Genomic DNA, 18,813 nt, shown 5'->3' with positions numbered 1-18,813 from the left:
TGGTGCGCCGGCCGGGCCGCGACGGACGGCCGCAGCGCCGCCCGGGTGCAGGAGTGGGCCGGCGGACTCGTGCAGACGAGGAGGATGGTGCTCATCCACCGGGTCCTTTCGAAGGAGGTCGTGTCTTCGGTGCGTGCGCGGGGCGCTGTTGGTGCGCGGTCAGTTCGCCACGAGGAGGGGGTGGCGGGCGGCGGTGCCGCTGCCGGACACGAGCAGTGTGACGTCGCTCAGCAGCCGGGGTACCTCACTGCTCTGCCAGGGGAAGAAGTGGTCGCCCGGCAGGACGTGCAGGCCGAGCCAGCGCCGGGTCAGACGCTGCCACTGGGCCATCGAGGGCGGTGGATGGAGCGGGTCGTGGCGTCCGGCGAGGGCGAGTAGCGGCAGGTCGAGCGGAGCTGCGGGGGCGGGTGCGTTGGCCAGGATCCTGCGGTCCGCGCGGGCGGCGTGCAGCTCGGCGGTGCGCGGGCGGGGTGCTGCCGGCACGCCCGGTGGGGGGTTGCCGAGCCGGCTGAGGTGGGCCGTCAGCAGGTCCGGACGCTCTGCGAGGACGCCGTTGGCCTTGCGGTCCAGCCGGTCGGCGGGGCACAGGCCCGCCAGGACCAGGACCGAGGGCGGGGTGCCGCCCGCGCACAGGCGGCGGGCCGTCTCGTAGGCCAGGAGTGCGCCGGTGCTGTGTCCGAACAGCACCAGGGGCGCCGTGGCGGCGAGCGGAGCGAGCTCTCGGCCGGTGTGGCCGGCGATCAGCTCGGCGTGCTCCTCGGGTTTTGTCGCGGCACGCGTTCCGTGCCCGGGCAGTTCCACGGCGGACAGTTCCACGCCGCGGGGCAGGACGGGTGCCCAGGGGCGGTACGCGGCGGCGGCACCGCCGGCACTGGGCAGACAGACGATCCGGGCCCGGACACGGGTCACCGGTTTCAGGGTGCGGAGCCAGGAGAGCACAGATCCTCCACGGGCCGGGGCGCAGCCGGGCGGTGCGCCGGAACGGACACGGGTCACGGGAGTGGGGCGCCCGGGGCCGGGTGGGCGCCCGCGAGGCGGCTCAGCTCGAGGTGCCCCCGGACGAGCACCTGGCTGAAACGGTCGGGCCGGGTCAGGCACTCCAGGTGCCGGCCGGGGACGTGTGCCAGGCCGACGGGGGTGCCGGCGCGGCGCACGGCGGTCACGAACTGCCGTTCCGCGGTGCGGAAGAGCCGGTCGTGAACGCCGTTGACGAAGAGGACGGGGGTGGTCAGGGTGCCCGCCATCGCCACGAAGTCCCGGCGGGTCAGGTCGGCGACCACCTGCCCGAATCCGGGCATCGCGAGACCTCCGCGCAGTACCGCCTCGGACATCTGCGACGGGAGCGCCAGCCGCAACAGCCGCGTGTTGAGGCGGGTCGCGCCCTGCTCCCCGAGCGCCTTGAGGACCCGGTCCGCGGTGCGGTAGACGCGGCCGACGGTCCCCGTCGTTTGTGCGGTGGCGCCGTTGACGAGCAGGCCGGCCGCCCGGCCGGGGCGCAGGGCGCTGTGGGCGAGGGCCGCGTAGCCCCCGAGCGAGGAGCCCGCGACCCACGGCGGCCGGCCGGTCGCGTCCAGGGCCTCGGCCACCGCAGCGTCGATCAGCCCGACGGCCGCCTCCAGGGTGAAGGGCTGTGCGCGCAGCGCCCCGTGGCCGGGCAGGTCGCACGCGGTGATCCGGAAGCCGGGCAGAAGCCGGTCGGCGTACGGGGCCCACATCCAGGCCGACAGCCGGATGCCGTGGACGAGCACCAGGGGCGTGCCGTCCCGCGGGCCCGCCGTGTAGAGACCGGGAGCGCCGGCCGGGCGCCATCGGGTGGTGGTGCCGGCGCATGATGCGCGGCCGGTGCTGGACATGATTTTCCCCCAGAGTGATTCGCGGCGCGTTCCACCGCACGAATGCCGGCGGGTGCTCCGCCGGAAAGTCACCGGTCGCCCGCCTCGGCGTCGACGCACGTGCCGCTCGCTTCTGATAAACGGGGCCGGGTGGTCGTGCGGAGGGTTCATCGGTGGTGAAAGAGCCGGGTGGCCGGGTCGGGGAGAAATGACCGGCCGACGGCTTCTCGGTGGCACGGTACCCGCCGGTAACGAGGAAAGCAATCGTGTTTCCCGAGGGGTGCGGGGAGGGCTGTCGAAGCGGCCCGGCCCGCACCGTCGACGCTTGACGACAGCTGGCGCCGACCCTAGATTGGAACGAGTCGGATCGTTCTGAACAGTCGCCGGGCAGCCACAGACCCGCTGCCTGGGCCCTCGGACGATCGTCGACCGTCATGCCTAACGTACGGGGGAGTACATGAAGTTGGCATCGCTCGCGCCACCCACCCATGCCTTGGTCACGCCTGCCCTGACCGGCGTGCCGCGGGTTTCCTGCACTCTGTGACCCCTGTCGACGGCCGTCGCGCGAACACGCGTGACGACGATTCCTCCCGTGTGTCTCCAGCGGGCTGAGGTCGAAAAGCAGACCATTCGGAAAACACCATCAGGTGTTTTTTGCAGCCTTTCCTCGCCACTGAGACCGATCACGGGTTCATCCGCATCAGACACCGCGCGATCGCCACGTGCGACCGCCGTGTCCTTTGGATTTCCACCGACGTGAAGTGGGTATATCACCATGGAATCGCAGACGTCCGCTGCCCAAGCGACGCCCGCAGAACTCAAGCTCTACACACACGCCCAGATCCACCCCGAGGACCCCGCCTTCAACCTGGCGATCGCGTTCCGGATCACCGGCGCCGTGGACGTGCCGCGACTGCGGCGGGTGCTCGGCCGGCTCGCCGCCGGCGTGCGCGCCCTGAACACCTCCTTCGAGCGCCGTGACGGTCAGGTCCTCGCCGTCCACCGCCCCCACCAGGGAGACCCGCAGGAGCTCGTGCCGGTCACCGACCTCGCAGGAGACGGCCGCGACACGGTGACCGAGCTGATCAGCCGGCAGGCCGACACACCCCTCGCACCGCACGAGCCGCGCCAGTTCGCCTTCCACCTCTACCGCGACGCCGAAGCGGTCTACCTCACCATGTTCTTCTCCCACCTGGTCGCCGACGGCTACAGCCACTTCAACCTCGTGGGCCAGATCGCCCGGCTCTACGAGGACCCCGACGCCGAGCTCCCCGCCTCCGTCCGGGACGCGCCGTCCCTGCTGGTCCGGCCACGGCCGCCGGCCGACGAGGCGATCGCCTTCTTCCGCGAGCAGCTGTCCGCACTGAGCACGCTGGGCGACGACCGGCTGCAGGGACGCCGCGGTCCCGACGGCGCCCTCCACGGCGAGGAGCGCGACCTGCGGCTCGACGCCGACCTCAGCGAGCTGATCCGGCAACGCACCGAGGAACTGAACTGCACGCCGTTCACCTTCTTCCTCGCCGCATACCTCGTCACCTACGCCCGGTGCACCGGCGGCCGCACCCCCGTGGTCGGCATCCCGCTCTCCAACCGGCGCGGACCGCGCCAGCGCGCCGCCTTCGGCTACTTCGTCAACACGCTGCCGCTCGTGACCGACCTGACCGCCCACGCGACCTTCGCCGACCTGTGCCGGTCGCTGGAGAGCCGGAAGACCGTGCTGCTGCGCCACCAGGACTTCGACCTGACGGCAGCCGCCCGCGAGGTCTGCCCCGGCGCCGTCGACGGCCCGCTCAGCCCCGACCAGACCTTCACCTACTACAAGCAGCCGCTGAAGGTCCGGATCGGCGACTGCGCGGTGGAACAGCTCCGGCTGCGCCGAAGGATCGTGAAGTACCCGATGTCCATGAACGTCGAGGACCACGGCACGGACTTCGAGATCCACGCCGAGTGCTCCCACGAGCAGTGGACGAGCGACCCGCTGGCCGTGATGCACCACGTCGTGCGGCTAGCCGCCGCGTCGCCCGAACGGCGCATCACCGAGCTGCCCGCCCTGGACGCCCCGGCCCGGCAGCGGCTCCACGAGCTGGTCAACCCGACCCCCTCCGAGCAGCCGGCCGACGAGCTGCCGGCCTCCCTCGCCGACTGGTTCGAGTCGGTCGCGCTCGCCCACCCCGAACGCACCGCCGTGATGCACGACGGTGCCACCATCGGATACGGCGAACTCAACGACCGCGCCGACCGCGTCGCGGGCCACCTGCAGGCACACGTCCCCGGCCCATACGTCGGCATCGCGATGCGCCGCGGCCCGGACCTCATCGCCGCCCTCCTGGGTGTGCTCAAGGCCGGCAAGGCCTATGTGCCGCTGGACCCCAACTCGCCGTCCGCGCGCATCCACCAAATCCTCGACAGCTTCCCGGACGGACTGCCGGTGATCGAGGACGAGCACCGCTGGCCCGACGCCGAGCTGCTGTCCGCCCTGCCCGTCGGCGCCCTGACCGACGCCGAACCGCCCCGCACGGCCGCCGCCACCAGCGCCGACGACTGCGCGTACGTCATCTTCACCTCCGGATCGACCGGTCGACCCAAGGGCGTACGGGTCACCCACCGCAACGTGATGCGGCTGATGACCGCCGCACAGCAAAACTTCGGCTTCGGATGCGAGGACACCTGGAGCCTGTTCCACTCCTACGCGTTCGATTTCTCCGTCTGGGAGATCTTCGGCGCGCTGCTGTACGGCGGGCGTCTCGCCATCGTCCCGGAGGACACCGCCAGGTCGCCCGAGGACTTCCGGGAACTGCTGATCCGCGACCGGGTCACCGTGCTCAACCAGACGCCGTCCGCCTTCAACCAGCTGCTCAAGGTGCTGCGTCCATCCGACGCCGACGATCTGGCGGTGCGCCACGTGGTCTTCGGCGGCGAGGCCCTGCGCTACGCGGCGCTGCGCCCCTGGTACGACGTCATGGGCGAGCGGGCGCAGCTGGTCAACATGTACGGCATCACCGAGACCACCGTGCACGTCACCTACCACGCCGTGACGCCCGAGCAGGCGCAGACGCAGACCACGTCGGTGATCGGGCGTCCGCTGCCCCACCTCACGGTCACGGTGGTCGACCAGGACGGCCACGCCTGTCCGCCGGGCGTCCCCGGGGAGATCCAGGTCGGCGGGGACGGTGTCACGCTCGGCTACCTCGGGCGGCCCGAGCTGAACGCGGAACGCTTCCCCACGCTCGACGGGCGCCGCGTGTACCGCAGCGGAGACCTCGGCCTGGTCCGCGCCGACGGCACCCTCGTCCACCTCGGACGGATGGACAAGCAGGTCCAGCTGCGCGGCTTCCGCATCGAACTGGGCGAGGTCGAGTCCGCCTTCCTCGCGGTGACCGGCGTACGGGAGTGCGCGGTCCGCCTGGACGAACGCGACCCCGAGCACCCCGGCCTGGTGGCCTTCGTCGCCGGACCGGAGCTGCCCCCGGACGCCAAGATCCGTCAGGAGGTACGCGACCGGCTGCCCGGCTACATGGTGCCCTCCCGCCTGGTCCGGGCCACCACCCTGCCGCTGACCGTCAACGGCAAGGTCAACGACGCGGCCCTGCCCTGGCCGCAGGCCGCGGGCCGGCCCGCGGACACCGCGCCGGCGGCGGCCGCACACACCACGGCCGCCGCGGTGCACGCGGTGTGGAGCCGGGTGCTCGACAGCACCGGCTTCGGTCCTGACGACAACTTCTTCGACGTCGGCGGCTCCTCCCTGCACATCGTCGAGGTCCACCGGCAGCTTCAGGACGAACTCGCCGTCCCGGAGCTGGAAATGATCCAGCTCTTCACCCACACCACCGTGCGCCGGATCGCGGCGCACATCGAGTCGATACGGGGAACCACGCATGACTGACAACCGGACGAGCCCTGGCGCCATAGCAATCGTGGGCATGGCCGGGCGCTTCCCCGGCGCCCGCGACACCACGGAACTCTGGCAGCGCCTGCTGGAAGGCAAGGAGTCGGTCCGGCGCTTTGAGGATCACGAACTCCAGGCGGCCGGTGTGCCCGCCGAGAGGGCCGACGCCGACGGCTACGTACGCCGTGGCGCCGATCTCGCCGACGCCGACCTGTTCGACGCCCGGTTCTTCGACGTCACCCAGCGGGACGCCAAGCTCATGGACCCACAGCAGCGGATCTTCCTGACCTGTGCCTGGCGGGCCATGGAGGACGCGGGCCTCGCGCCGGGCCCCGGCCAGGGACCCGTCGGCGTCTTCGCCGGCACCAGCATGAGCACGTACCTGCTCTCCAACGTGCTGCGCTGCGCGGAGTTCGCCGACGCCGCCCTCACCTACCCGGTGCTCCTGGGCAACGACAAGGACTTCCTCGCCACCCGGGTGTCGTACAAGCTCAATCTGCGCGGCCCCGCTCTGAGCGTCCAGAGCGCGTGCTCCTCCTCCCTCACCGCGGTGCACCTGGCCTGCGCCGCCCTCGAACGCGGTGAGATCACGGCGGCCCTGGCGGGCGGCGTCAGCATCACGGTGCCGCAGACCAGCGGCTACCGCTACCAGCAGGGCGGCATCATGTCCCCGGACGGTCACTGCCGCCCCTTCGACGCCGACGCGGCCGGCACGGTCAAGGGCAACGGCTGCGGGGTCGTCGTCCTCAAACGGCTGGAGGACGCCCTCGCCGACGGCGACCGCGTCTACGCCGTCATCCGCGGCATCGCCGTCAACAACGACGGCTCTGAGAAGATCGGCTTCACCGCCCCGGGCCCGGCCGGACAGCAGGAGGTCATCCGGGCGGCCCTGGAGTCCTCCGGCCTCGACGCCCGCGACATCGGCTACGTCGAGGCGCACGGCACCGGCACGGCAGTCGGCGACCCACTGGAGCTGATGTCGCTGACCCGCGCCTACCGCGCGGCCGGAGGACCCGCGCCCGACTGCCGTATCGGCAGCGTCAAGGCCAACCTGGGCCACCTCGACGCCGCGGCAGGTGTCACCGGTCTCATCAAGACGGCACTCGTGCTCCACCACCAGACCGTGCCACCGCAGATCAACTTCGACCGGCCCAGCCCGCACGCCGTGGGCACCCTGCCGTTCACCGTGCCGACCGAACCCACCCGGTACCAGGACGCCCCGCTGGCCGCCGCCGCGGTGAGCTCCTTCGGTCTGGGCGGCACCAACGTGCACTGCGTCCTCCAGGCGGCGCCCGCGCCGACCGTGCCCGCCGACGACCCGGGCGCGGCCCACCCGGTGGTCCTCAGCGCCCGCGACGCCGACGCGCTGCGCACGACCGCCACCGAACTGCTGCACCACCTCGCCGACGACACCACCGCACCCTCGGTCCGGGACCTGGCGTACACCCTGTTCACGGGCCGCGCCCGGATGGCGGTCACCCACGTCCTCAACGCCACCACCCTCGAGGAGGTGCGGGCCGGCCTGCGAAAGCTGCTGTCGGAGCCCGGCCTCGCACAGGGACAGGCGCCCGCCGCCTGGCCGGGCTCGCCGGGACGCAAGGTGTCGCTGCCCGGCCACCCGCTGAACGAGCAAAGCCACTGGATCCAGCCGGACCTGCGGCTGCCCGAGACCGGTCGGGACTCCGCCCCCCCGAGCCCGACCGCCGGTCGCCCGGCCCCGGCTCCCGTCCCCCGGGGAGCCGGCCGGGTCGACCCGGCCCAGGTCCTGACGCGGGTCCTGGCCGTCCTGGAACAGCACCTGGACCTACCGGACATCGCCCCCGACGACGACTTCTACGACCTCGGAGGCGACTCGATGCTCGCGGTCGAGGTCACCACCTGCCTGTGCGAGGAGTTCGACGTCGACCTCGGCTACGACGAGTTCACCGAACTGCACACGCCGGAGCAGATGGCCAAGCGGCTGTGCGCCCTGCTCGCCGGCGAGTCCACCGCCTCCGACGGCCTCGTCACCCTGCGCGAGGGCACGGGCCGGCCACTGCACCTGGTCCACCCCGCCGGCGGCACCAACTTCATCTACACCGGGCTCGTCGCCCACTCCCAGTCGGCCGTGCCGCTGACCGCCCTGTCCTTCCCCGGCGACGTGAGCACCGCGCCCACGTCCCTGCGCGGGCTGGCCGCCCTCTACCTGGAGCGCATTCGCCGGCGCCAGCCCGAGGGGCCCTACCGGCTCGGCGGTTACTCCTTCGGCGGCAACGTCGCCTACGAAATGGCGCTCCAGCTCCAGGCCGCCGGCGAGGAGGTCGAGACGCTGGTGCTGTTCGACAGCTACCCGCCCGAGACCTATGTCGGCCGCCACCTGAGCGACGACGAGTTCGCCGACGCCTTCCCGCTGCTGCTGGACGCCGTCGGCGAGGACGGCCTGGACGCCCGCGAGCTGCGCGAGAAGGGCTTCTACCAGATCTGGAAGCACAACTACGACCTGCTCAAGGGCCACTATCCCGACCAGCGGTTCCGCGGGGACCTGGTCCTGCTGCGCGCCGAGGAGGGCGACAGCACCGTCCGGCTGGACACCGCACTGCGCATGAACCTCGTCGACAAGTCGCTGTGGGAGGAGCATGTGACAGGACGCCTGACCGTACGCAAGGTGCTCGGCGACCACTTCTCCATGTTCGCCGACGGCGAGCCGATCGCGGCCCTGGCCGCAGCCTTCGACGAGGCCGTCGCCGACTTCGACCGGGCCGACGCCCATGGCACCGGGCAGCAGGTGAACCGGCCGTGCTGACCTACGGCTCCTACATCGCGGGCAGGGAAACCTTCTCTGACGAGTGGACGTACACCGTCCGTGCGTCCGCGATGCTCGAGGACGTCATCGGCTCCCTGCGCATCAAGCGCGACCTGGACCGGGGAAGGATGCCCGCCGAACTCGCCCCCGCGTCGGTGGTCGGCCGCTGCTCGGTGGGCGACCACCACGACGTCGAGGCCGCGCTGGCCGCGGCCGCCGGGGCGGTCCGCTCCTGGGCCGCCACGCCGCTGCGGTACCGGCTGCGGTTCGTGACCGAGCTGCACCGGCTCACCCGGGAGAAGCACGACGCGATCGTCGAGATGCTGGTGGCCGAGGGCCACCCCCGGGCGCTGGCCCGCTGGGAGGTCTCCGGCATCCTCGTCAACACCGGCCCCCAGACCCGGGATTTCCTCGCCACCCAGATGGAACAGCACGTCACCGCGGGGGAGCGGCAATTCACGCTGCGCCGCGTGGCCGACGGAGTGGTCTGCCTCAACCCGCCGCAGAACGCCACCCTGGCCAACGCGATGCTGGGCGCCTGGGCGCTGGCCGCCGGCAACGCCCTGGTCGTCCGGGCGCCGCGCAGCGCACCGCTGGGCGTGCTGTACGCCATGCACGAACTGGTGGTGCCGGCCCTCGAACGCGCCGGGGCGCCCCCCGAGGTGCTCTCCGTGGTCTGCTCCGACGCCCCGCAGACCCTCCGGCAGTGGCTGAACAGCCCGTTGGTCGACGACATCATGTACTTCGGCGGCAGCGAGCAGGGCGTGGCCTTCGGCGCCGAGTGCGTGCGGCACGGCAAGAAGCCCGTGCTGGAACTGGCCGGCAACGACATCTGCGTGGTGTGGCGCGACGCCGACCTCGATCTGGCCGCCACCGCCCTGGCGGAGGCGTTCTACGGCTCCGGGCAGATCTGCATGGTGCCGAACTGCGCGGTGGTGCACCCCGACGTGGCCGACGCGCTGCTGGACAGGCTCCGCGAGCGGGTCCGCCGGATCCGGCCGGGCCTGCCCGAGGAACCCGGCGTCCTGCTCTCCCCGGTCCGGCGCACCGACGCCTTCCAGGAGGTGCTCGAGGAAGCCCTCGAGCTCGGGGCACAGCTGGTGACGGGCGGACGACGGCTCGACGTGGACGGCACGCACAACGAGGTGAGCGGCCTGTTCCTGGAGCCCACCGTGATCCGCACCGACGGGCTCAAAAGGTCCCGGGTGCTGCGTGCCGTGCGGGAGGAGACCTTCTTCCCACTGCTCCCGGTAGTGGTGCCCGACCGGGCGCCGGACGCCGAACTGACCGAACAGATCGTGGAGTTCACCAACACCAACCCCTACGGCCTGCGCAACTCCCTGTGGGCGCGGGACCCCGAGGTGATCCGTGGCTTCGTCGCCGGCGTGCGGGGCGGCGGCCTGCTGAAGGTCAACGACTCCCACATCGGGTTCCTGCCCGTGCTGCCCACCCACGGCGGCACCGGCCTGACCGGGGGACCCGGTGGCGAGGCCAACTACCCGGCGCTGCGTACCAGCCACCTGCAGGGCGTGAGCGTGGCCGCCGGGATCGACCCGGCCACCGCCGTGTTCGCCGCCCCCGACACACCGGAGGTACTGTGATCCGCGCAATGGACCTCGCACGCCAGACGTGCGACAAGGCCCTGCCCGCACTGGCCGAGCAACTGGAACACCGGTCGCTCGCCGAGCTGGAGTCCCCGGGCAACAACGCCCTGGAGCTGTTCCGGGCCGCGGGCGGCCCCGGTCTGCTGGTGCCCGGCACCTACGGCGGCGTGGGCGCGAGCGCCCTGGAGGCGGTCCGGGTGACCCGGGCGCTGGGCGCGCTGTCGCCCTCGCTGGCGGTGGCCACCGCGATGCACAACTTCTCGGTCGCCTCCCTGGTGGCGCTGGTGGCCTCGGCCGACGCGAGCGGCCTGGAGTGGATGCTGATCGAGGCCATCGCCAAGGACGGGCTGCTGGTGGCGTCCGGCTTCGCCGAGGGCAGGGCGGGCGCCAAAGTCCTGGACTCGGCGGTCACCGCGACTGCGGTCGCGGACGGTTTCCTGGTCAACGGGTCGAAGAAGCCGTGCAGCCTGTCCCGTTCGATGAGCCTGCTGACGGCGGGAGTGGCCCTGCCCGGGGCGGACGGCGGCAGCGAGCTGGGGGTGGCGCTCGTGCCGGCCGACTCCCCCGGCATCACCCGCCGGCCGTTCTGGGGATCGCCGTTCCTCGCCGGCGCCGAGAGCGACGAGATCGTCCTGGAGAACGTGCACGTGCCGCCCGAGCTGATGCTCCGTCCCCAGGTCGAGCTCGGCACCGGACTGGACACGCTGCAGACCGTGGGTTTCGTCTGGTTCGAACTGCTGGTGACGTCCGCGTACACCGGCGCGGTGGGCCGGCTGGCGCAGTCCGCGCTCAGCTCCGGCCGGGGCAGCACGACCGACCGGGCGTCCCTGGTCACCGGTGTGGAGGCAGCCGCGGGTCTCGTGGAGAACGTGGCCCGCACGGTCGACGCCCACGTCATCGGCAACCCGGAACTCGCGGCGGCGCTCACAGCCCGCTACGCCGTGCAGGAGCTGCTGGTCGGCACGGCCGACCTGGCGGCCGAACTGCTCGGGGGACTGGCCTTCGCCGCGTCCCCGGACACCGGGCATCTCCTCGCCGTGAGCAGGGCGCTGGCCTTCCACCCGCCGTCGCGGACCGCCACCGCCCAGGCGCTCCTCGACCACCATGCCGGCGAACCGCTGAGGGTGCAGTGAACACATCAGGAGGAACCGTGGGGCAGCGACAGCCGGCGGCCGGCAGGGTGAACGCGACCGCCGACCTGTACAAGGCGCACCTCAGCAGCGGCCGGGGACGGCTGGGCGAGATGTTCGGCGGCCATGTGGAGGCGTCGTCGTCCGGCGCCCGGGTGCGCACCGAGGACGGCAGGTCCTTCCTCAACTGCGGCGGCTACGGGGTGTTCCTGGCCGGGGCCTGCCATCCGCGGGTGGTCGCGGCCGTCGAGCGGCAGATCCGCACGCACCCGTTGTCCACCCGGCTGCTGCTGGACCCGGCGGCGGGACGGGCCGCCGCCGCGCTGACCCGGATCACCCCCGAGGGGCTGGACCGGGTGCACTTCTGCGGCTCGGGCGCCGAGGCCGTGGAGGCCGCGCTGAAGCTGGCCCGGTGCCACGGGCACCGTCGCATCGTCGCCACCGAGGGCGGCTATCACGGCAAGACCCTCGGTGCGCTGTCCGCCACCGGCAAGGACCTGTACCGGGCGCCCTTCGAGCCGCTGCTGCCGGACACCGCGCACGTGCCGTTCGGTGACGCGGGGGCGCTGGCCCGGGCGCTCGGCCCGGACGGCTCGGACGCCGTGGTGATCGTGGAACCGGTGCAGGGCGAGGCGGGCGTCGTGGTGCCCCCGGAGGGCTACCTCACACAGGTCGCGGCCGTGTGCGCCGAGCGCGGGGCCTTCCTCGTCCTGGACGAGGTGATGACCGGACTCGGCCGGATCGGGCACTGGTGGGGTGCGGACCGCGAGGGCGTGGTGCCCGACGTGCTGCTCGTCGGCAAGGCCCTCAGCGGCGGGGTGATCCCCGTGGCCGCGGCGGTGGCCACCGAACGGGCCTTCGCCCCGTTCGACCGCGACCCGTTCATCCACACCTCCACCTTCGCCGCCGCTCCCGTGGCGATGGCGGCCGCGGAGAGCGCCGTCGCGGTCGTGGAGGAGGAGGAACTGGTTTCGCGCGCCCGGCGGCTGGGCGACCGGCTGCTGCCACTGATCACCGCCGCGGTCGCCCGACACTGCCCGCACCTGGTCCGCGAGGTGCGCGGGGCGGGACTGCTCATCGGCGTGGAGTTCCACGACCCGGGCCTGGCGGGCGAGTTCCTGCTGGAACTCCTGCACCGCGACGTGATCGTCAACCACTCCCTCAACGCCCACGCCGTGGTCCGGCTGACCCCGCCCGCCGTGCTCACGGCCGAGGAGGCCGAGGAACTCGTCGAAGCCGTACGGCAGTCCGCCCGGACCCTCGGCGAGCGGTTCCCCGACCGGCCCCACGATACCGACACGCCGACAGGAGGGCGCTGAGATGCGCTCGGTACGACTCGACTTCCACGCGCAGGGCGTCTCCGCCGCCCAGGCCTACGCCCGGATCCGCGACTTCGCCCGCTACCCGGACCTGGTGGACACAGTACGCAAGGTGACGGTCCACCCGCCCGGGGACGACGGGACGGTTCGCAGCGACTGGGAGGTGGACTTCCGCAACGGCGTGCTGGCCTGGACCGAGGAGGACGTCTTCGACGACCGCGCGCCGGGCATCGCCTTCCGCCAGCTGTACGGGGACTTCGAGACCTTCGACGGCGCGTGGAGCGTCGACGGCACCGACGGCGGCGCCCGAGTCGTCTTCACCGCCTCCTTCGACTTCGGACTTCCCACACTCGCCAACATCGTGGACCCGGTGGCCGAGCGCGTGCTGCGGGAGACGATCGAGCACATACTGCGCGCCCTCCTGGGCCAGGGGGAGGTCGTCTGATGGACCCCCTGAACCGCTTCGAGACGCCCGTGACCTTCCGCCTCCTGCGGGCGGAGTACACGGCGGGCCTGCTGCTCAGCGCCGGCCTGCTGCTCGCCCACTGGCATGAGGTCCGCTGGCCCGTCGCCGTCGGCATGTTCGCCTACATCGACCTCTTCGGCTACCTGCCCGGGGCGTGGGCCCACCATCGCGCCGGGGGCCGGCCGATCCACCGCGGCTACTACGTGCTGTACAACACGATGCACAGCTGGCTGACCGCCGGTGCGGTGGTGGCCCTGTGGGGATGGCTGGTGGGCTGGGAGTGGGCCCTGCTCGCCGTGCCGGTCCACCTGTGCGGAGACCGCGGGCTGCTGGGGAACTTCCTCAAGCCGTTCGGGGTGGCGTTCGAGCCCAGGGCGCATCCGGCGTTCACCGCGTTCGAACAGGCGCTGGCCGCGGCGCCCGAGGGGCCCGGCGCGGCACGGCCCGCCCGGGGCACGGCGGCCGCCCCGGCCGCCGGCCGACGGGTGTCCGCGGGGGAGTCCCGATGATCAGCGCGGGCGCTGGGCAGACGGCCCTCCTCGGCGCCTGGGCCGACCATCCCAGCGGTGCCCTGGCGCTCAACGGGTCCACCGTACGGTGGACCGGCGGCCGGGTCCCGGGACTCGTCGCCTACCGCCGGTGCCGGCGCCACGTCGTCCAGTTCGGCGGGCCCTTCGCCGCGGAGGGCGACAAGGGAGCGCTGCTCGACGAGTTCCTCGACCGCGTGGTGGCGGGCGGCCCCCGGCCGTCGCGGCTGACGGCGGCCCAGGTCCGGGCCGCGGACGTGCCGCTGTACGAGTCCCGCGGGTTCACGGTCAACCAGCTCGGCACCTCCTACAGCATCGACCTGTCCGCCTTCACGCTGCGCGGCAAGCACCTGGCGAAGGTCCGTCAGAACGTCTCGCGTGCGCGCAGGGACGGCGTCACGGTCCTGGAGACCGACTCCCGCGCCGCGGACCAGTCCGAGCTGGACGCCGTGGACGCCGTGTGGCTGAGGGCCAAGGGACGCCATGTGAAGGAGCTGTCCTTCCTGATCGGAGAGCGCGGCGGCCCGGGCGCGGCGCTGCGCCGCACCTTCGTCGCCCGCCGGCACGGCAGGACCGTCGGCTACGTCACCTACTCCCCGGCCTGGGGCGCCCGTCCGGGGTGGCTCTACGACCTGACACGGCGCACGCCCGAGGCCCCGGTCGGCACGATCGAGCTGGTGAACCTGACGGCGCTGGAGCTGTTCCGTGCGGAGGGGACGGCCTGGCTGCATCTCGGGCTGACGCCGTTCGCCGGCCTCGACGACCGGCACGAGCCGGCCTCGGCCTCCCGGTCCCTGACCCGGGCACTGCGTCTCGTCGCGGAGCACGGCCGGGCGCTCTACCCGGCCCGCACGCAGGAGGCGTTCAAGCTCAAGTGGGCGCCGCGGGTGCGGGAGCCGGAGTACGTCGCCTTCCAGGGCGGTGTCCGTCCGTCGGCGGTCTGGAACCTGCTGCGGCTGACCAACTCCGTGTGAGGTGCCTCGCGTGGGGCACGGCCAGGGGCGGTTGCCACGTCATGTGACGTGGCAACCGCCCCGGTGCCGTTCTCAGACCGCGTGCCGCCGGGCGAGCCAGCCGGAGATGCGCTCCGCGATGTCCTCACCCGAGCGCGCCCATCCGACGTGGCCCACGGGAGCGCCGTCCGCACGGTAGTGCCAGCGCTCGACCGTCGCCGCGGGCAGTTTGGCGCACAGGCGGTCCACTGCCCGGCGGGGAGCGAGCCGGTCGCCCTGGACGGAGACCGCCAGCACCGGGAGGGCGGCCTGCGCCATGGCCGCCTCGTAGTCGATGTCCGCCCCGGCGGGGGCGAAGCGGCCCGTACGGCAGATCCTGGCCCAGTCGCGCATGAGCGTGGCGGACTGACGTCCGGCGAAGCCGAGCCGGTGTCCCGGCCAGTACCCCCACAGCGAGGCGACCAGGGCGATGAACTGGGTGCCGGCCAGCACGCGCAGCCGGGCCGCTCCGCTGAAACCCCGGTGGTCCACCGAACCGGCGGCGACCAGGATCAGCCCGTCCGCGCTTGTCGGGTCGTGGGCCGTGTGCAGCACGCCGACCTGCCCCCCGATGCTGTGCCCGAGCAGGAACAGCGGGACAGGGGGGTGGAAGTGCTCACGGGTCGCGCGGATGACGGCCGGCCAGTCGCGGGTCGCCAGCTCGTGGTAGCCGTGCCGCGTCCGCCGGCCGGCACGGGGCCGGCTGTCGCCCTGGCCCCGCAGGTCGACGGCGACGGAGGCGATGCCCCTGCTGGCCAGGTGGTCGCTGAACGGCGCGTAGTAGGAGGCCTTCACCCCGAGGGCCGGGCAGATCACGACCACGGCCCGCGGCGTGGGTCCGGCGTCGGTGACGGTCGCGGCGAGGTACTGCGTGCCGTCCCCCGCACCGGGCAGCGCGATCCGCCAGGTGCCGGACGCCCGGGACCCGGCCGTCACAGCGCGTCCTGCAGGAGCATGTACTTCAGCCGGGCGTCCTGCGTCTCGCGCGACCAGCGTTCCGCGGCCTCCATGCGCTCCTCGACGCCGGTGTCCACCAGCCGCCGCCCCGGCCAGATCTCGTAGTCGCCCAGCAGATGGCCGTGCTCGGCGAGTCCCTCCTGGAAGAGCGACTCGCGCCGGTGAAGCACCTGTGCCATGGGCAGTTCCTCCCACAGGCGCCGGCCCTCCCGGACGAGGTCGAGCAGGCCCGCCCGGGCCTCGGGCCGCTCCGTCAGGTGCTGCCGCACGACGGCGCTGCCCACGGCCAGGTGGCGGATCTCGTCCATGTTCGCCCCGCGCTCGACGAGGGCGGCGCAGGGGTCGAAGACCTTCCACTTGCGCTCGCTGAGCTCGGCTGCGGGCGCGAGGATCCCTTCGACCAGGACGGTGAGCACGAGGACACCGCCGTAGAAGTCCTGCCGGTCGCGCAGCACCCCCAGGCCGAACTCCTCCAGCGGATCGAGCACGGCGGTCCCGGAGGACGCGGCGGTGCGGGCGACCGCGGCCCGGACCTCCTCCTCGGACACGCCCGTCTTGAGCAGGTGGTCGCGGAAGGCGCGCGCGTGCCGGGCCTCGTCGAGGAGCTGGGTGGCGTAGAACTCCAGGCAGTCCCGGTCGGGGGCGTGGTGGACGAGGAAGGACAGCGCGCGGGTCGCCTTCTCCTCGGCCAGCGTCCGGAAGGTGAACTCCTCGATGAGCGCCTCGCGCAGGGGACCGGGGCGCAGTACGGCCTGTGTCGGGGCCGCGGCGCTGACGCTGCCGTCCGAAAGACGCCGCAGCATGGAGCCGGCCACGTGCTCCAGCCAGTACGGCAGGTCGCACATCGCGGGTGTCAGTTCCAGTTCGCGGGCGCCTTCGAGGACGCCCGGGGCGTTGTCCCAGTCGGCTTCCACGGGAATTCGGGTCACAGGTACGGTCCTTCGGGTCGTGGGGAAACGCGGCATGTGCGAGAACACGGCACGGGTGAGAACACGGCACGGGTGAGAACGCCGCCCGGCGTGGGTCCCGATGTCGGATGGCCGGTCGTGCGAAAGCCGGGGACGCCTCTCGACGCTTCCCGGGGACTGCCGGTGGTGGCGCTTGCGCCTGCTGACCGGCGGGTCGGCGCTATGTACAGAACGATCCGGCTCGTTCTACAGTAGGAGTGTCACGCACCGGCGTCAAGGGAGTCGGGACGGCTCACCAGCCCGTCCCGTCTGCCGTCGCGTCGCCGTATTCCACACGGGGGTCTTGGGTGAAACGGCTGTGGGAAGTCGAGGAGAGCGTCGTGGTCGGCGCGTCCGTGCAGGAGGTGTACACCGCGGTCACCGACCTGCGGAACATGGGGCGGTGGAGCCCGGAGTGCTTCGCCGTGTGGCACCGCGGCCGAGGGGTGCGCGAGGGAACCCCGTTCCTCGGGTTCAACCGCAAGGGGCTTCTGCTGTGGTTCACCACCTGTCGGGTGACCCGGGCCGAGCGGCCGTACGAGTTCGCCTTCCGGGTCACCTCGTTCGGGCTGCCGATAGCCCTGTGGGGTTACCGGTTCCAGCCCGAGGGGGGCGGCACCAGGGTCACGGAGTACTGGCAGGACCTGCGCACCGGCCCCGGCGCCCGGATGGCGGAGTTCCTCGGGCGGGTCTTCACCGGCACGCCGCCGGCCGAGCGGGCGGAGGTGAACCGGGCCGGTATGCGCACCACGCTCCGGCGGATGCAGGCGGCCCTGGGCGGCTGAGGCCGACGCTCCCGGTGGCCTGGGCAGGGGCTCGGCCGTCCCGAGTGCCGGACCGGGCCCTAGGGGGCAGGGTGACAGGTGCTCAGATCCCGCGGAGCAGCATCGAGACCAGCCGGTCGGTGAATGCGCTCCCGGTCGGTGTGCGGCGTACCAGCAGGCGGATCCACAGGGCGCCGGCCATGGCGTCCACCAGCAGGGCCGGATCGAAGTCGGCGGGGAGTTCCTTGCGCTCCACGGCCCTGGTGAAGATGGGCTGGTGACGGCCGAGCCGGTCCTCCAGGAAGTGCGTCACGAGTTCCCGCAGGGCCTGGTGGCGCACGGCCCCCACCAGTGCGGCCTCCACCACCGCGCGCGTGCGTGCGTCCTCGAGGAGGGCCTGGACCTGTGTGGCGAGGTCGGTCAGGTCGCCCGTGAGGCTTCCGGTGTCGGGCAGGTCCAGGGAGAGCGGGCCCGAGTGGAGGAGGGCGTCGCGCAGCAGTTCGGACTTCGACGGCCACCAGCGGTACAGGGTGGTCTTGTTGACGCCGGAACGCTGGGCGACGCCCTCGATGGTGAGTCCGTCGTAGCCGTGGGTGGTGAGCAGGTCGAGGCAGGCGGCGAAGATCTCGTCCCTGCGGCGCGGTCCCGCCTGTCTGCCGCCCGACAGCGGCTTCGCCCCGGTTTCGCCTGCTGGCATCGCGACCTCCCGACCGGCCAAGTAGCCGAACGCAACGTTGTGTTGCATCGAGTCTAACGCCGCCCTACGATAGCAACGCACCGTTGCGTTGCGTTTTGATCGCGGGCTCGCACCGGACGGCTGGGGCAGGCGGAACACCCGCCCGGCGTCCAAGCCCGCTCAGGGGGAATCACATGAAAACCCGTGTTGTCTGTCTGCCCTTCGCCGGCGGCTCCGCCGACGCGTACCGTCCCTGGGCGGCGCTCATGCCCAGTACGTGCGAGCTGATCGCACCGGAACTTCCGGGCCACGGCCGCAGACTCGCCGAGCCACCGCTTCCAAGCACGGCGGCCGTCGTCGCGGACCTGCTGCCCCGCCTCGGCGACCACGCCACACCGCTGGTCCTCTTCGGGCACAGCATGGGCGGGCTGCTCGCGTACGAGGTCGCGCAGGCGCTGTGCGCACTGGGCACACCACCCCGACAACTGGTTCTTTCCGCGATGGTGCCGCCCGACCTCCTGGACGGCCGCGCCAACCGCGAACTCGCCGACGACCCCGACGCCCTGCTCGCCCACGTGGCCCGGCTCGGCGCGACCCCCGCCGAGATCCTGGCCAGCCCGCAGATGCGGACCCTCGTCCTACGCCCGCTCCAGGCCGACTTCCGGCTCCTGGGAGAGGCCCGAACCACACCGGTGCGGCCGGTGACCGTACCGCTGCACGCGCTCGCCGGCGCTCAGGACCTGGTCCACCCGCCGGCCCAGGTGGCCGCATGGCAGCACCACGCCCGGCACTGGCAGGGGCTGCGCGTCCTCGCCGGCGACCACTTCTTCCCCTGGCGGGACGACGTCGTGCCCCGCTTCCTGGCGTCCCTCGCCGGAGCAACCGTCGAGCACGCGGGCTGAGACCCCACCCACCCCATCCACGGACGAAG

At 72.6% G+C, this 18,813-nt stretch carries 15 protein-coding genes; 10 read left to right on the top strand and 5 right to left on the bottom strand.

Going from position 1 to position 18,813, the window contains the following annotated elements; all coding sequences use genetic code 11:
- Positions 1-159: 159 nt before the first annotated feature.
- Both ACIP4Y_RS36290 and ACIP4Y_RS36285 read right to left on the bottom strand, forming a co-directional pair.
- The gene (locus ACIP4Y_RS36290; protein ID WP_401400789.1) at positions 160-909 is read right to left on the bottom strand and encodes a thioesterase II family protein; all 750 of its coding nucleotides are present in this window, start codon (positions 907-909) and stop codon (positions 160-162) included.
- A gap of 83 nt (positions 910-992) precedes the next feature.
- Positions 993-1,853, bottom strand: coding sequence for an alpha/beta fold hydrolase (locus ACIP4Y_RS36285; protein ID WP_401400786.1), 861 nt, complete (start codon positions 1,851-1,853; stop codon positions 993-995).
- A gap of 754 nt (positions 1,854-2,607) precedes the next feature.
- On the opposite strand from ACIP4Y_RS36285, the gene ACIP4Y_RS36280 reads away from it, so the two are divergent.
- Genes ACIP4Y_RS36280 through ACIP4Y_RS36245 form a run of 8 tightly spaced genes read left to right on the top strand, consistent with a single transcriptional unit; the run spans position 2,608 to position 14,520 of the window.
- A complete protein-coding gene (locus ACIP4Y_RS36280) occupies positions 2,608-5,715 on the top strand; it encodes an amino acid adenylation domain-containing protein (RefSeq protein WP_401400783.1) in 3,108 nt (1,035 codons plus the stop codon).
- Positions 5,708-8,500, top strand: coding sequence for a beta-ketoacyl synthase N-terminal-like domain-containing protein (locus ACIP4Y_RS36275; RefSeq protein WP_401400780.1), 2,793 nt, complete (start codon positions 5,708-5,710; stop codon positions 8,498-8,500). Before ACIP4Y_RS36280 ends, ACIP4Y_RS36275 begins: the two co-directional genes overlap by 8 nt.
- The gene (locus ACIP4Y_RS36270) at positions 8,494-10,101 is read left to right on the top strand and encodes an aldehyde dehydrogenase family protein (protein WP_401400777.1); all 1,608 of its coding nucleotides are present in this window, start codon (positions 8,494-8,496) and stop codon (positions 10,099-10,101) included. The genes ACIP4Y_RS36275 and ACIP4Y_RS36270 overlap by 7 nt, the downstream gene beginning before the upstream one ends.
- Before the next feature lie 8 nt (positions 10,102-10,109).
- Complete coding sequence (locus ACIP4Y_RS36265; RefSeq protein ID WP_401400774.1) at positions 10,110-11,237, top strand: acyl-CoA dehydrogenase family protein; 1,128 nt, start codon at positions 10,110-10,112, stop codon at positions 11,235-11,237.
- Between the two features lie 17 nt (positions 11,238-11,254).
- On the top strand, positions 11,255-12,553 hold the full coding sequence (locus tag ACIP4Y_RS36260; RefSeq protein ID WP_401400771.1) for an aspartate aminotransferase family protein: 1,299 nt from the start codon (positions 11,255-11,257) through the stop codon (positions 12,551-12,553).
- 1 nt (position 12,554) lies between these two features.
- The gene (locus tag ACIP4Y_RS36255; RefSeq protein WP_401400768.1) at positions 12,555-12,998 is read left to right on the top strand and encodes a type II toxin-antitoxin system RatA family toxin; all 444 of its coding nucleotides are present in this window, start codon (positions 12,555-12,557) and stop codon (positions 12,996-12,998) included.
- Positions 12,998-13,528 (top strand): hypothetical protein, encoded by a 531-nt coding sequence (locus ACIP4Y_RS36250; protein ID WP_401400765.1) that lies wholly within the window; start codon positions 12,998-13,000, stop codon positions 13,526-13,528. Before ACIP4Y_RS36255 ends, ACIP4Y_RS36250 begins: the two co-directional genes overlap by 1 nt.
- Positions 13,525-14,520, top strand: coding sequence for a phosphatidylglycerol lysyltransferase domain-containing protein (locus tag ACIP4Y_RS36245; protein WP_401400762.1), 996 nt, complete (start codon positions 13,525-13,527; stop codon positions 14,518-14,520). Before ACIP4Y_RS36250 ends, ACIP4Y_RS36245 begins: the two co-directional genes overlap by 4 nt.
- A gap of 72 nt (positions 14,521-14,592) precedes the next feature.
- On the opposite strand, the gene ACIP4Y_RS36240 is transcribed toward ACIP4Y_RS36245, so the two are convergent.
- Both ACIP4Y_RS36240 and ACIP4Y_RS36235 read right to left on the bottom strand, forming a co-directional pair.
- Positions 14,593-15,474, bottom strand: coding sequence for an alpha/beta fold hydrolase (locus ACIP4Y_RS36240; protein ID WP_401400760.1), 882 nt, complete (start codon positions 15,472-15,474; stop codon positions 14,593-14,595).
- Positions 15,471-16,424 carry a VlmB-like protein gene (locus ACIP4Y_RS36235; RefSeq protein ID WP_401400757.1) on the bottom strand — a complete coding sequence of 318 codons (954 nt, stop codon included), beginning with the start codon at positions 16,422-16,424 and terminating at the stop codon, positions 15,471-15,473. Before ACIP4Y_RS36235 ends, ACIP4Y_RS36240 begins: the two co-directional genes overlap by 4 nt.
- A gap of 326 nt (positions 16,425-16,750) precedes the next feature.
- On the opposite strand from ACIP4Y_RS36235, the gene ACIP4Y_RS36230 reads away from it, so the two are divergent.
- On the top strand, positions 16,751-17,227 hold the full coding sequence (locus tag ACIP4Y_RS36230) for an SRPBCC family protein (RefSeq protein ID WP_401400754.1): 477 nt from the start codon (positions 16,751-16,753) through the stop codon (positions 17,225-17,227).
- An 82-nt stretch (positions 17,228-17,309) separates the two neighbouring features.
- Here ACIP4Y_RS36230 and ACIP4Y_RS36225 read toward each other — a convergent pair whose 3' ends face one another.
- A complete protein-coding gene (locus ACIP4Y_RS36225) occupies positions 17,310-17,903 on the bottom strand; it encodes a TetR/AcrR family transcriptional regulator (RefSeq protein ID WP_401400751.1) in 594 nt (197 codons plus the stop codon).
- A gap of 173 nt (positions 17,904-18,076) precedes the next feature.
- Here ACIP4Y_RS36225 and ACIP4Y_RS36220 point away from each other — a divergent pair, with 173 nt between their 5' ends.
- Positions 18,077-18,784 (top strand): thioesterase II family protein, encoded by a 708-nt coding sequence (locus tag ACIP4Y_RS36220; RefSeq protein WP_401400748.1) that lies wholly within the window; start codon positions 18,077-18,079, stop codon positions 18,782-18,784.
- The last annotated feature ends 29 nt before the right edge of the window (positions 18,785-18,813 follow it).

The sequence above is a fragment of the Streptomyces sp. NPDC088810 genome (assembly GCF_044750305.1).
Classification (GTDB): domain Bacteria; phylum Actinomycetota; class Actinomycetes; order Streptomycetales; family Streptomycetaceae; genus Streptomyces.
This window is presented reverse-complemented; position numbering and strand designations above follow the sequence as displayed.